Annotated in this window: 12 protein-coding genes and 1 pseudogene; 3 read left to right on the forward strand and 10 right to left on the reverse strand. The window is 35.0% G+C overall.

Going from position 1 to position 14,965, the window contains the following annotated elements:
- Positions 1-314 precede the first annotated feature (314 nt).
- Both FAR12_RS14115 and FAR12_RS14120 read right to left on the reverse strand, forming a co-directional pair.
- Positions 315-2,102 (reverse strand): sensor histidine kinase, encoded by a 1,788-nt coding sequence (locus tag FAR12_RS14115; RefSeq protein ID WP_126409333.1) that lies wholly within the window; start codon positions 2,100-2,102, stop codon positions 315-317.
- Positions 2,099-2,785 carry a response regulator transcription factor gene (locus FAR12_RS14120; RefSeq protein ID WP_126409335.1) on the reverse strand — a complete coding sequence of 229 codons (687 nt, stop codon included), beginning with the start codon at positions 2,783-2,785 and terminating at the stop codon, positions 2,099-2,101. Before FAR12_RS14120 ends, FAR12_RS14115 begins: the two co-directional genes overlap by 4 nt.
- A 253-nt stretch (positions 2,786-3,038) precedes the next feature.
- Here FAR12_RS14120 and FAR12_RS14125 point away from each other — a divergent pair.
- A pseudogene (locus FAR12_RS14125) lies at positions 3,039-3,531 on the forward strand (hypothetical protein).
- A gap of 561 nt (positions 3,532-4,092) precedes the next feature.
- Here FAR12_RS14125 and FAR12_RS14130 read toward each other — a convergent pair.
- From FAR12_RS14130 to deoR, 8 genes are all read right to left on the reverse strand, one after another.
- Entirely contained in the window at positions 4,093-4,569 is a 477-nt protein-coding gene (locus FAR12_RS14130; RefSeq protein ID WP_126409337.1) for a CBO0543 family protein, read from the reverse strand.
- The gene (locus tag FAR12_RS14135) at positions 4,569-5,066 is read right to left on the reverse strand and encodes a CBO0543 family protein (protein WP_126409339.1); all 498 of its coding nucleotides are present in this window, start codon (positions 5,064-5,066) and stop codon (positions 4,569-4,571) included. The genes FAR12_RS14130 and FAR12_RS14135 overlap by 1 nt, the downstream gene beginning before the upstream one ends.
- Before the next feature lie 310 nt (positions 5,067-5,376).
- Positions 5,377-6,012: an AmiS/UreI family transporter gene (locus FAR12_RS14140; RefSeq protein WP_126409341.1), complete on the reverse strand. Its 636-nt coding sequence runs from the start codon at positions 6,010-6,012 to the stop codon at positions 5,377-5,379.
- Positions 6,013-6,118: 106 nt separating this feature from the next.
- On the reverse strand, positions 6,119-7,300 hold the full coding sequence (locus FAR12_RS14145; RefSeq protein ID WP_126409343.1) for a NupC/NupG family nucleoside CNT transporter: 1,182 nt from the start codon (positions 7,298-7,300) through the stop codon (positions 6,119-6,121).
- Between the two features lie 64 nt (positions 7,301-7,364).
- Complete coding sequence (locus FAR12_RS14150) at positions 7,365-7,838, reverse strand: cytidine deaminase (RefSeq protein ID WP_281275676.1); 474 nt, start codon at positions 7,836-7,838, stop codon at positions 7,365-7,367.
- Between the two features lie 17 nt (positions 7,839-7,855).
- Positions 7,856-8,527 (reverse strand): deoxyribose-phosphate aldolase, encoded by a 672-nt coding sequence (gene deoC, locus FAR12_RS14155; RefSeq protein WP_126409347.1) that lies wholly within the window; start codon positions 8,525-8,527, stop codon positions 7,856-7,858.
- 21 nt (positions 8,528-8,548) lie between these two features.
- On the reverse strand, positions 8,549-9,850 hold the full coding sequence (locus tag FAR12_RS14160; RefSeq protein ID WP_126409348.1) for a pyrimidine-nucleoside phosphorylase: 1,302 nt from the start codon (positions 9,848-9,850) through the stop codon (positions 8,549-8,551).
- 266 nt (positions 9,851-10,116) lie between these two features.
- Positions 10,117-11,061 carry a DNA-binding transcriptional repressor DeoR gene (gene deoR / locus FAR12_RS14165; RefSeq protein WP_126409350.1) on the reverse strand — a complete coding sequence of 315 codons (945 nt, stop codon included), beginning with the start codon at positions 11,059-11,061 and terminating at the stop codon, positions 10,117-10,119.
- Between the two features lie 600 nt (positions 11,062-11,661).
- Here deoR and FAR12_RS24095 point away from each other — a divergent pair.
- Together FAR12_RS24095 and FAR12_RS14175 are read left to right on the forward strand one after the other, a co-directional pair.
- Positions 11,662-12,909 (forward strand): hypothetical protein, encoded by a 1,248-nt coding sequence (locus tag FAR12_RS24095; RefSeq protein WP_126409352.1) that lies wholly within the window; start codon positions 11,662-11,664, stop codon positions 12,907-12,909.
- A gap of 138 nt (positions 12,910-13,047) precedes the next feature.
- Positions 13,048-14,745, forward strand: coding sequence for a M3 family oligoendopeptidase (locus FAR12_RS14175; protein WP_126409354.1), 1,698 nt, complete (start codon positions 13,048-13,050; stop codon positions 14,743-14,745).
- Positions 14,746-14,965: the final 220 nt, after the last annotated feature.

A 14,965-nucleotide genomic window follows, 5' to 3' on the forward strand; every position in this document is an offset into this window, starting at 1 on the left:
TTTCTATATATAATTTGTCAAGACGCTGACAACGGACATGGTATTTGAATTGCACCGGTTAGACCGAAGAATCTAGCTTCTTCATCTATAATCCCACTCCCTCAAATCATCTTTGTCCTATTGAAAGATTAATAGAGAGAGATAAAGATTAGGTAAAGATGACATCAATATCTTTTAAAGAATGTTTTACCGGTGATCTAAAATGAATTGTGTTTTGGACATGTCATACAAAAAAAAACATCCGTTCAAGTACCATTGGTTATGGCCCATTGAACGGATGGCTCAAATATATTTTATAATTATTGAAAAGTTTCTTAATATGGATTCTGGCCTTTTTTGTTTAAGTAGAAGTAAAGCAGCACTCCATCTTCTGTATTCGATACACCATACTCCACATCATGCAACTCTAAAATTTTCATTGAAATAGCTAGCCCTAGTCCTGTCCCCCCCTCAGCACGCCTGCGAGACGCATCAGCACGATAAAAACGATCCCATATTTTCTCTAAATGTTCGTGCTCGATATGGGCACCTTTATTTTCCACAGTGATTTTTACACGCTTATTTTCATCTATCGTGGATAAAATAATCCTTTCATTTTCAGGCGTGTATCGAATCGCATTTGTAATAAAGTTCGTGATTACTTGTTCTATTCGAAGTTGATTGGCAACTACTTGAATTCTAGAGAGTTGTTTTTGAACATGTAATTGCTTGTTCGTTATGTCTAATGCTAATTGTTCACATATATACTCCATGACCTGATCAATATAAAAGACATCCATCTCCATTTTATACGTACCAGATTCAAACTTTGCTAATTCGAGCATATCTACAATAAGCATATCCATTTTATCTACTTCTTTTGCCATTGCTTTAAAATAATATTCTTTTTTATTACTAGCAACACCATCTTCTAAAATAGAGATGCAGCTTTTCATAATACTTAAGGGCGTCTTTAATTCATGTGAAACACCGGAAATAAATTCTTTTCGTGTATTTTCTAATTGTTTTTCTTTCTCTATATCCTTTTGCAATTGATGAATATACGCATGCAATGTACTTGAGAGTGTATTAATATCGTGTGATAAATCACCTATTTCATCTTTTGATGTAACGGATATTGTCTCCGAAAAATCCAAGTTTGCCAATTTGGTTGTAGTATCGTTTATTTGTAACAATGGTTTGGCGATCTTTTTAGAATAATAAGAGGATGCCATTACACTAAGAAGGAGTACAAATAAAATTAAATATGCATAATAACCTTCTATCATTTGGACAGCTTCATCAACGGGTTGTAATGATGTCATAGCCAAAATATAAGTTGTTTTACCCTTCGCATCTTTCACAGGTCTAATGAATATTTTGTATTTAATATTATTTTCCTCATAATCGATTGTCTCAACAGAGCTATAATAATTATCATTTAATAAGAGGTTGACTTGAAATTGTTTTATTCTTTCTATAAATACACGATTTGTATAAATGTTTGAACCTACTGGTAATTGTAATTTCTGAATGACTCCATTTAAATATATCTGCGAGCTCCCTCTTGGAAAAGGCTCTGTTGCATCTCTTTTTCCATACAATTTTTCTGATAGTTGCCTATTCTCTAGTACAACATTCTTATCTTCTACTGTTAAAATAGCAGGAATTACTGTATCATCTTTTATTACTCCATCGATAAATATATGCCTTCCCTGTTCTAAATCAAATCCTACCCTTTGCAGATCTTCTAAATCAATAAAGCTATACAACGGGATGTTCATTTCACGGTCAGAGAGCTCCTTATTTCGAGAAGGAACTAATTGAATTGTTACAGAAAAGTCATTTGCGTATTTAATATTCCCTAGACTATCTAATGTTGTAATCCACGTCGTATTTTCTTGATAGAAATCATGCTGTAACTTTTGAATGGTGGATACATCTTTTCCAGCCTTAAGATACTCTTTCGTAAAGGATTGAATACTCTTATTTATCTCATTTACCTTTTGGTTTGCATAATATTGCTTGAAAAATATCGTTTGTCCAACAAAAATAGTGGCCAAAATGAGCATACATAATAACGTCGTGAGAAGAAATAGTTTTGATACAATCCCTATTTTCATGCTTCGCCCTCAAATTTGTAACCAACGCGAATAACAGTTACAATGAGATTCGCTTTATGACCCAATTTGTGACGTAAATTACGGATATGACTATTAATCGTGCGATCATCACCAGCAAATTCATAACCCCAAATTTTATTGATCAGTTGTTCTCTTGTAATAATAATCCCTTGATTTTGCATTAAGTAAGTTAATATTTCAAATTCTGTGTGTGTCAAACTCGTCATTTCTCCCTCTATTGTCACTGTACGTGAAGGGAAATGGACATGGATCCCACTACTAATCAAGGTATCTTCACTAGATACATTACTCGTATTAGAATATCGACTATCAATTAATCGTTTTACTCTCGCCAATAAGATGGCTGGACTGTATGGTTTTGTCACATAATCATCAGCCCCTAATTCAAATCCAAGGAGCGTATCATCTTCATCAGCTCGGGCAGTCAACATAATAATAGGCACATTGGATGATTTGCGAATTCTTCTACAAACAGACCATCCATCTAACTCTGGCAACATGATATCTAGAATAATTAAATGTACTTCATGTTCTTCAAATACAGCTAAAGCTTCATTTCCATCTACTGATTCCAATACTTCATAGCCTTCGTTCCATAAATAATCTTTCACGATTTCACGTAAAATGTCTTCATCTTCTACAATTAATATTGTTTTTTGCATTATTTCCCTCACATTATTTTTAATGTTCATGCCTATGAAAGAATATCATAACGATGTAAAGATGAGATAAAGATATTTCTTAATAATGACCTTGTAGAGCTGTACAATATAGTAGGAACAATTTGTGCAAACATTTTTCTAATTTTATAGGCATTTACATAGTCATATAGGTTTTTACCTACATACTGTACACAAGATATCACCTCTGATTTTTGAGGATTATTGGTACACCGTCTGAATGGAGGTATGAATAATGACAAATTTTAATTCTTTTCATGGGACCATAACGATGATTCATGATTTAATCACAGGGCAAAATGGAGAAGGTTGCTATAAAGTAATTTCTGCTAAAAATGAATTAGGAACTGTCGTAAATTTCGTAGTTTCACCCACGACTTATATTGTAGATCATGTAATGTTAGCAGTCGGAGACCGCATCACTGGATATTATGATGCGAATGCACCTGCTCCACTTATATTTCCTCCACAATATCAAGCACTTGTCATAGTAAAAGACAGTCCTTCCCAACAAACTGTAAAGGTCTCCTATTTTAATAGTCAGCTAGTGAGTAAAGATGGAGAGTTGCGATTAAATATATCTCCGTACACACAGATCGTATTGACCAATGGACTATCTATCGTTCTCAAGTAATCCTGCTAATCGAAACTTAATCGTAATTTATGGCCTATCTACACAAAGTATCCCCGCTCAAACAACACCTAATAAAATCATAGTAATGTGTTAAAACTCATTTTCGAAAGTCCCTGCTCAAAGAATTGCGCCACTATCTTCAAAAAATGGCGACGGATGTTTTCAAAAAAATGAAACTAGCAAACTTCGTGTATTTCTTTGTACCTTTATAAAAAAAATTGGTACAAAAAGAGAATTACAAATGAGGAGATTTTGTAGAAAGTTTAAATATGTCCAATATCAAAATTTGGTTTAGTGGTAAATCCAAAGGAAAGTTTCTTAACATCCTACTAAGGATTAGATTTTTCATTGAACTGATTTATTGGTGAAAGAACCACTGTCAATGGCGTTTTTAGGAACTCAAATCTGCATTTGTCGATAAAGGGAGTGACGATAACATCGACAACACTCCCTTTTTTGATTCATCTCACTCTGTAAATACTTGTTGCATTTCCTCTAGTTTCTCAGTAGTAATCAATTTCTAGAGTGTCAAAATAGACCATTTAAGAATCGCCTTCTTTAAAAATGTATAAATTAAATCTGATTCGAAATCATAATTCAAGTGTAGTTGGAGTGTAGGAAAAGAAGATCCATTGTAATAGAGGTGATTCTGCGTTCACATGTATGAAACTCTCTCTTTTGCAAAAAACCAAAGACAAAATACATGTACTATAAAAAACGAAATACATAATGAAATCCAAGTAATATACCATTCCCAGTGTATATATTTAATGAGTTGGGTGTGTTTTTCTATAATCACTTCAATGACCGTTAACACTGAACAGTAGCCTACATAATAACCCATTCGATAAAGAAGACTTCGATTCGTAGGATACCATACATTAAATGCTGCACAAACCACTGGAAAAGCATAGTATTCATATGAAAAGCTCGTCCGACTGACAGATGCAAAGCACCGAACAGGATATTCGATCAATCCCAACTCTACCACCACTAAACCAATTAGAAAAGTAATTAACTGTTTGAACAAAAATGCAACTATGGATAGGCGAATTTTATTTTTCGGAATGAAGAACAGAATTCCTGTCGCCACTACGTACACGGATATGATTATCCACCATTCCATTCTCATTAGGTCCCCCACCGCCGCTCAGTTTGAAACAAGGTTTTGTCCTTAAAAAACCAATTACAGCAGAAATGACTCACATAAAAGAGAAATCCAAAGTAAATCCACATCAGATTCCGCTTCAATAATTCATACTCTAATAAATCAGTATATTTCTCGATCACAATATCAAACAAACTGAGTACAGAAATCCAAACAAAAAAGTATATGAATCTAGGCCATAAACTGCCTTTGGATTTCTTATTGACGTAATATATAGCAAATAATACGGGATAAAAAAAATAATCTAGAGTAAGAGGCATATCAGTCGCTTTGGGGAGCAAACGAACAGGTGCAGATTGCCAACCAAATGCAAAGGTAATCATATCACAAAGCCAAATTATTGCTTGTAACACCAAAAATGCAAGGATGCCTTTTCGCTGATCTTTACGTGGAATAAATAGAATGAATCCAGCAAATCCAAACAGCCACATGGCTATCATTATCCAATGTTCCATTAGCATGTATCATGAACCACTCCCTCCTTTTAAGTTAGTCCTTTCAATTTAAGTATTTTCTCTTCCCCCAATTCATATTCAATAATGTCTTGAATTTTCAACCGCAGTAATTGTCCCATAATCCTTTATGTTCTTTAAGTGTTTAAAAAGTAATTTCTGTTTTTCATTAAGGCTGTTTTTATATATGTTTTTTCGCCCACTGTTCTAATTGGACCAATCCATCGTTTTTGCATCCTAGAGTATTAAAAAAGTCCCCATTTTAATAGGGACTCAAAAATATTATTCATAAATTCTCTTCACACAATGCATAACCCTGTTACGAAGCAACTCTACTATTGTTCGTTAGAGACACTTCGCTTTTTGATGAAATCCTCTGTTTCACAATGCTGAAGACAAAATATAAGATAGAAAGGATGAGTACATAAATCATCCCTTGATTCACAGATGGATTATTCGAAATGCCAAGGAAAAAGAGCAGGGCTGGAATTGTCAGTGTAACCCATGATTGTATACATGCTACGATTCCTACATAGTAGTGAATTTTCTTGTTGGTCGTGTTTATGATGAAATATAGAAACCATAAAAACGCCCACATTGCCCAGTTTAATCCGGAGACGATATCGTGAAAGTGAATAAAGGATGTTGCGGTATACACGATAGCAATTATGGCAACCCATAATGAGAACCAACCAAGCCCATTCCCTTCAAGTCTCATTAATGTTGTTGCTCCTACATATAAGAAGGTTAATCCAAAAAGGAATATTGCTGCATTATTATAAAAATCCCAATTGGTCTGATTGGAAGTAACAATTAAATAGATTGGAAATATTATCTGTAACGTTCCAACGATGATATTTAGAAATGCAACACTTTTTTGACTGGCTTTGCCTAATAGGGTTAGACTGTTCAAAAAAAGTACCGCGCCTGATAGAAACATACCTACGTAATTCATATAACTTGTTGTGAAAAAATTCCCACAACAGTCACACCTCCCGAGTAAAAATGCGAAAAAGCATTTTCCCTCAATTCAAAACGGGAAAGTGCTTTTTCGGTATAAATTATAATACAAAACTTACGATTACTGATGATAATACACTAACTAATGTTGCTCCATATAGTAGTTTTAAGCCAAACTTTGCCACTACATTTCCTTGTTTTTCAGCTAGTCCTTTCACTGCTCCAGCAATAATTCCAATCGATGAAAAGTTTGCAAAGGATACTAAAAATACGGAGATAATTCCTAAAGTTCTTTCGCTAAAGTTATCTTGGATTTCCACTAAATCCAACATCGCCACAAACTCATTCGTTACAAGCTTTGTTGCCATAATTCCTCCGGCTTGTACAGCCTCCGATAATGGAACACCCATGATAAACGCAAATGGTGCAAAAATGTATCCTAGTAATTCCTGGAATGAAATATGGAAGACAATTTCAAATAAACTATTGATTCCTGCCATTAACGCAACGAAACCAATTAACATAGCACCAACAATAATAGCAACTTTGAATCCATCCATAATATATTCCCCGAGCATTTCAAAGAAAGATTGTTTTTCCTCTTCTTGAACGTCGAGAATATCTTCTTTTTCATCTACTGTATATGGATTGATAATCGAAGCAATTATAAATCCACCAAATAAGTTAATAACAAGTGCTGCGACAACATATTTAGGTTCGATCATGGTCATATATGCACCGACGATGGACATAGAAACTGTCGACATAGCAGAAGCACATAGTGTATACAAACGATGAGGAGGTAACTGACCCATTTGTTTTTTAACAGTAATAAAGACTTCTGATTGTCCGATCATGGCAGATGCCACTGCATTATATGATTCTAATTTGCCCATCCCGTTTATTTTACTTAATAGAAGACCAATTGCTTTCATAAAAAACGGAAGTATTTTGAAATGTTGAAAAATCCCAATTAACACTGAGATAAATACGATTGGGAGAAGAACCGTTAAAAAGAATGGTGCCTGTCCTTCGTTTGCCATACCACCAAAAACAAAATCAATTCCACTTGCAGCATATTCTAGTAATTTCGTAAAGACGTTTGAAATACCTGTAATAACAATTAAGCCAAATTTTGTGTTCAATAGTAAAGCAGCAAAAGCGATTTGAACAATGATCATGATTAATATTGGCTTATATTTTATATTTTTACGGTTACTGCTCGCAATAAAAGCTAGACCAAATACGACTAACAATCCTATAATTGAAATAACGTAATTCATAATTTCCTCCAACATGTTATTAATTTCTCTCAGCTGTATTCGCTTTCAACAAAAGCATAAATAATCATTTATTTAGGTCTTTGGATGAAAAAAATCCTGGTAACAATTCTGTAATAGAGGTTTCGACATATTCCCCTTTTAGATTTGCTAAGATAATTTTCGTGTTTTCATCACAGAACTCTGCCATGACTTGGCGGCAAGCACCACAAGGTGAAATAGGACCCTCTGTATCTCCTACGATTGCAATTGCTTCAAACGCATTTTCACCTTCAGAAACCGCTTTAAAAATAGCTGTTCTTTCTGCGCAATTCGTTAGTCCATATGAGGCATTTTCGATATTACATCCTTGAAACACATTATTATTTTTTGTTAGAACAGATGCACCGACATTAAATTTGGAATAAGGTGTATAAGCTTTATTCCTTGCTTCCACCGCTTGATCAATTAACTGTTTAATATCCATTTTTCCAATCTCCGTTCTTCTGGATTTCCTTTTGTTTAAAAACTTCTCTTGAGATGCTCTTTGAGTCAACCTCAAGAGAAGATGTTTAAAAATTAGTAAGAAGAATTAGATACCTGACCATTAATGATTTCTTTACCTGAACTTGCACCAATTCTCGTTGCTCCAGCATTGATCATGGCTTCTGTATCTGCCAGACTTCTAACACCACCTGAAGCTTTAACACCAAGATCTGGTCCAACAGTCTTTCTCATTAATGCGATGTCTTCTACAGTTGCTCCACCTGTTGAGAACCCAGTTGATGTCTTAACGAAATCTGCGCCTGCAGAAACTGCTAATTCACAAGCTTTTTCTTTCTCTTCATTTGTTAATAATGATGTTTCAATAATAACTTTTGTAAGAGCTTTTCCTTTTGCTTCATTGACAACTGCTTTGATGTCTTCTTCTACTAGAGCAAAGTTTTTATCTTTTAAAGCACCGATGTTAATAACCATATCAACCTCAGTTGCTCCATTTTCAATCGCATTTTTCGTTTCAAAAGCTTTGACTTCTGACGTCGTTGCACCGAGTGGAAAACCAATTACTGTACAAACGTCTACAGAAGTATCTTTTAATTCTGCCGCGGCTAGTTTAACCCATGTAGGATTAACACAAACTGAAGCGAAGTTATATTCTTTTGCTTCTTTTACTAAGGTTAAAATTTGTTCCTTCGTTGCGTCTGCCTTTAACAAGGTATGATCGATAAATTTTGCTAGGTTTTGAGTCATTTTTTCATTCTCCCTTTCAAACTATTGAATTTCAGTGTAAATAAGAGTTGGTGCAGAAATGTTTTCACTTGAAAATTTATAAGCTGCACGGATTTTCTCAGTTACATCAGAAACATTCTCTTTATTGCTGTGGATTGTGACAATAGATTCTCCTTCATTTACAAAATCGCCAACTTTTTTATGAAGAACGATGCCGACTGCCAAATCAATTTCGGAATCTTTTGTAATTCTTCCGGCACCTAACATCATTGCGGCAACCCCAATCATTTCTGCTGTAATCTCAGCTACATAACCAGATTCATTTGCAGGAACTTCAATCTTGTACTGTGCAGTTGGTAATTTAGTAGGGTCATCCACAACTGAAGCGTCTCCACCTTGAGCTTGTAAAAATGTTTTAAAGCTTTCAAGAGCTTTACCACTTTGAATGGCTTCTTCTAACATTTCACGAGCTTGTTCCAAATTAGAAGCTTTATTTGCAAGAACAACCATGTGACTACCAAGTGTTAGGCATAATTCGTGTAAATCCTTTGGTCCTTGTCCACTCAATGTATCGATTGCCTCTTTTACCTCTAGAGCATTACCAACTGCAAACCCTAGTGGCTGGCTCATATCAGAAATAATAGCCTTTGTTTTACGTCCCACGCCATTTCCGATTTCAACCATCGCTTGAGCTAATTCTTTCGCATCTTCAAGGCTTTTCATAAATGCACCACTGCCTGTTTTAACATCCAGGACAATTGCATCAGCACCTGCTGCTATTTTTTTACTCATAATAGAGCTCGCAATTAACGGTATAGAGTCAACCGTTGAGGTTACATCACGAAGTGCATATAATTTTTTATCTGCAGGAGTCAGATTATCACTTTGACCGATAACAGCTATCTTATTCGTATTCATTAAATGAATAAATTCGTCGTTCGTAATTTCAACGTGAAATCCCTTTACAGATTCTAATTTATCAATGGTACCTCCAGTATGACCAAGGCCTCTACCAGACATTTTTGCAACAGGAGCCCCGACTGATGCAACTAATGGGCCTAAAACGAGAGTGGTTGTATCACCTACTCCGCCAGTACTATGCTTATCTACTTTGATTCCCTCAATTGCACTTAAGTCAATTTGTTCTCCAGATTTGACCATTGCTTCTGTCAAATAAACTCTTTCTTCCTTTGTCATTCCTTGAAAGAAGACTGCCATGGAAAATGCAGACATTTGGTAGTCAGGAATATCCTCTTTCGTATATCCATCAATCACAAATTGGATTTCCTCTTTAGTCAGTTCTTGTCCATCCCTTTTTTTTGCGATAACATCTACCATTCTCATGTGATTTCCCCCTATATGTGGAAAGATTATATTAAATATTTAAGACATTCATTAAAGCGTTTTCTTCACAAGACAACTATACCATATATTTTTTACAAATGTAAAAAAAGATTTGAACAAATGTAAAGTTCTATAATTCTCTCTTTTAAAAAAATTCGATTTTTTGAGTCTAATAGTCCTTACCTTTTCCAAATTTTATACACAAAAAGGGCTAACTCTATTTCTTAAATTGTAAGTTAGCCCTTTTTGTATCTATATTGATAGTGCTATTTTTCTAAATCCAACAGGAACTGTGCTGTATATTCGTCCGTCACCAAAACATTAGCGTACTTTCCTGTTAAAGCTCCATGGATGGCATTTATTTTTTTCGGCCCCCCAGCGACCAAAATAGAGAATTCTTTCTCCTTAAAATTAGATAAAGGAAGCCCCAATGTTCGTTCATTTAAACTATCGATACACACGTCTCCGTTTTCATCAAAGAAACGTGAACATATGTCTCCGACAGCCTTTGAATAGATCATCTGTAACTCCTCATCCGTAAAATAACCTAATTGGAAGAGCAATGAATTTTGTTCTACAGGTCCACAAGTAAACACCGCAATACTTGATTTTTTGCCAACCTCTAGCACTTTTTTAATATGCCGATCAGCCTCCATAGCTTGTTTCACAACAACATGATCTACTATGGCTGGAAGCGGGAGATTTATTGGTGCTGTGTTGAATGCCCTTCCAAATAAATAAAGAATTTCAGATGCATATGTATGTTTTGCAGAATGACTGACGCCACCCTTTAATTGCACTACTTTTACATCTTTCAAAGACTTTTCCCTTAATTCAACGGCTACGTTATAAATCGTAGTTCCCCAAGTTACCCCTATAACATCGCCATCCTTGACTATTTCTTCTAGATATCGTGCTGTTTTTTCACCTAAATGGCTCTTGATGACATGGTCTTCATATTGAGGTATTGGGACAACAATGGCTTTTTTTAGATTGAATTTTTGTTCAATCTTACTTGACAATATTTCTATATTTTCAGACTGATCCTTAACTTTTATTTGAACAATTCCTTCACTTTTTGCCAACTGCAGCAAACGTGACACAGTAGGTCTTGAAATGCCTAGTTTTTTAGCAATATCATTTTGAGTGTAATCAAGAAGATAATAAAGTTTTGCTACTTCGATAACCTTGTTAAGTTTTTCGTGTTCCATAGTGATCCCCTATAATCTTTTATTAATCGTACCTTGTCCATTTGGATAAATCGAAAAAATCTTCGTGTTAGAAGTGACTTTTACTATATTCTATCAAAAAAGGCATACAAAATGAAATTTTGTTAAATCTTTTTGGAAAAAATGTAATTTTTTATTGAACATCATGATAGATGTAACTATTAATTATCATAAAATCCTATTCTTTCAATTTATGAGAAACATCAACAAAACATGGCTAAATTAAAATAGTTTAACAATAATACTCGTAGAAAAAGCTCAAATTCTTGAAACACAAGAATTTGAGCTTTTTTAATTGATATCTCTGAATGCCTTTAACCCCCGCCCTGTAAATCTTAATCAGATATAAAAAGATGGTTTAGCAGAGTATAATCTGACTATTGACTGTAGTTGTATGCAATTATATGAGTTAAAAATATTGCAGTTAGATAAGCTAAGCTCTGGAAAATAAGTATGTATGTAATCATCGAGCTTATTGAACTAAAGTTACCCCTTAGTCCGAATAAGAAATACTACTCTTTTAGAATAACTACAGATAATAGGCAAATAATACCGATATATAATGTTTATTGGAGGAGCACCATGGATAATTTCCAAAATACAAACAAGGCAAGACGCTACAAGGCTCATGTAAGTATTTTTGGAACAACTCAGATTCATTTAAGAAACCCATGGACTGTCGCAATGTGGTCTGTTGCATTTCCAGGATTTGGCCACTTCCTCTTAAATAAATATTTTAGAGCTTTTTCTTTATTTCTATGGGAAGTTATTATTAATCAAGTAACAAAGCTTAATCTAGCTATGGTTTATTCATTTACAGGTAACTTTGAAGCTGCAAAGGAAGTATTAGATTTAAGAATGGTGATAATGTATATACCTGTTTATCTTTTTGCAATATGGGATAGTTATCGTACTACGGTGGATTTGAACAACATTTATACCCTTGCCAAAAGGGAGGATGCTCAATTTAATTCATTTTCATTAGGAGCTTTTGAAATCAATTATCTGGATAAGAGAAATCCCATAATGGCTGTCCTTTGGGCTATGACTATTCCGAGCGTAGGTCAGCTTTATGTTCATAGGATTATCCTTGCTGGGTTTACACTCATATGGACTGCTGTTTTTATGTACAATTCACATTTTCTTGAAGCATTCATCTACTTAATAAATGGGAATCTTAATAAATCAATTGCGGTATTAGATGCACAATGGCTTTTATACGTACCATCCTTTTACTTTTTTACGATTTTTGATTCTTACGTAAGTGCTGTTGAGAACAATAAATTATTTGAAGATGAGCAAGGAAAATATTTAAAAAATCATTATCAAAGTTATATTTTTAATTTAATGAAATTAAACAAGGTGGATACCATGCATATTTTTGCTACCTTCGAGCATTCAACCTATTTAGAATTAGCTATAACGGAATTAGAGGAACATGGCATTCAGAATATTTTAGCCGTTCCTTTAAACAATAGAACAGAGGAAAGAAAACTTTTCGATAACCTTCATCAATCTGATGGAGTTTCCCTCATTTCTAAAGGAATGATACTAGCTTTTCTTTTTTCAACAATCGGAGCTAGCAGAGGGTTTGTAATGGAATGGGGACCCATAATTTGGGGATTAATCGGAGCAGGGAGCGGATTCATACTAGGTTTTATCATTGATTTGTTTATAAAAAAGATTAGTAAAAGAAAACAAAAGTTATTAAGGGGCAAAAATTCAGAGGTTGTTCTCATTGTTGAATGTGGAGAACAACAAAAGCAACAAGTAGAAAGAATTCTCTGGAACAAACTTGCCCTTGGAGTAGCAGAATTAAATCAATCCTAAGCTTTTAAGTATAAAGCACCTACAATTGAGGTGTTTTTTCTTTTTCAAAAGTATCTTCTTCCATCTGCCTCTGAATCGATTCGAAATATGATATTATAAATATTGGGAAAATTTTTAAAAAAGGAAGGGGAGTCATTCATGACACAAAATGTAAGTCATAATTATTATCAAGAATTAATTGATTTACAAGATGTAGAAGGGGTAGAAACTCATATTCAAAGCTTACTTGATGTTCCGATTGAATCTGTTTCTGACCTAGAAAAGTGGTTAAAAGATGAAAAGAATTTAATGATTAAAATCGCGGAGGCGATGACCGGTCACCAAGTAGACTTCTACCGGAACACAGAGGATGCTCTCGTCAAGTCGACTTATCTTCACGATCAGCAGGTCATCCAGCCACTTTTAATGAAATATGAAGCAAAACTGGATGAGAAATGCTGTCAATCTCCTTATTTTCATCAATTAGATGAAAAACGGTACGGCCTAATGCGACGCGTTCGCGAGTCCAAAGTTAAACTGTTTAGAGAAGAAAACATTCCATTAATGGTAAAAGAACAAGAGCTCAATACTAAGTATAGTGAAATTATGGGTGGGTTAACAGTTGATTGGGACGGAGAGGAAAAACCTTTTCCATTTATCCAATCTCAACTCGATCATCTAGATAGAAGCGTTCGGGAAAAAGCTTATCACGCGATGATCTCTGCCCATCGCAAAATTAAACCCGAAATGGATGCCATCATGGACGAACTCGTTCAACTACGCCATCAAATTGCTTTAAATGCAGGCTTTGAAAATTATCGTGATTATATGTTTGTGGTCAAAAATCGTGAGTATAGTGTCCAAGATTGTTATGACTTTCATGAAAATGTAGAGAAACATATTATCCCAGCTTGGAATCGACTCGCAGATGTTTTTAAATCAAAGCTTGGTGTAGATACATATCGCCCTTGGGATAACACGGCTAAATTGATGAAAAACCCACCATATTCCGAGGTGTCCACTCTTATGGATGGAGTTTCTGAGATGTTAGGGAAAACCGACCCATACTTTGCAGACCGTTTCGATTATATGAGAGAGCACGGTTTACTAGATCTTGGAGATCGGAAAGGAAAAAGCCCAGGTGGTTTCTGTACCTCCCTACCTGTTTCAGGAGATACCTTTGTTTTTGCGAACTTTAGTCCATCCTTTTTCTCTCTAATCGCATTGATTCATGAAATGGGCCATGCAGTGAATGGATACCTCGAGTTTTCCGAACACGGTCCTATAGAAGAATACCAACACCGAATGGAAGTTGCTGAACTGTATTCACATGGGATGGAGTTGCTCTTATTGGATAAGCTGGATCGTTTTTATCCAGATGAGGAAGATTTTAAGAGCGCACAGCGTGAAGAGCTAAGAAGAGCATTTACCATGTTAATCGGTCCATTGTCAGGGGATCTCTTCCAGCATTGGATGTATACGAATCCTCAGCACACTGCCAAAGAGCGTGATGAAAAATACTTTGAAATCTCAAAACGCTATGGGTTAAACCCGGTCGATACTTCAGGGCTTGAGGCCGAAATTGGCATGAGCTGGGCAGGCACCCTTCATTATTTCCAAGTGCCTTTCTACAATATTGAATACTCCATCTCGATGCTTGGGGCGCTACAATTACTTGAAAATTATCAGAACAATCCAAAGCAAGCGGTCGAATCCTTTAAAAAAGGTGCAAGTGCGGACTACAATCAATCCATCGCAGCTATTTATGAAGAAACTGGAGTCAGTTTTGATTTTTCGGAGCCAGCCGTTAAACGCATGGGTGATTTCCTAGAAAAGGTTATTCAAGACATTCATTAAAAGCATAGGACGTGCGCAAGAAGGCACTACTAGTGAGATTGATATCTAGTTGTGCCTTTTGCTTTACTCTTTAAAAAGAATTGACTGTAATATTCTGATCACCTCAAAAAGAATGAAGCATCTACAAAAAGTCTATTTCGTTTAATAAGCCCCCAATTATTGAATGTGAATGATGTAAAAAAGTAATAACAAGACCTCTCCGCATATTGATAAAGCTCCC

The sequence above is a fragment of the Bacillus yapensis genome, assembly GCF_005280205.1.
Taxonomy (GTDB): Bacteria; Bacillota; Bacilli; order Bacillales; family Cytobacillaceae; genus Robertmurraya; species Robertmurraya yapensis.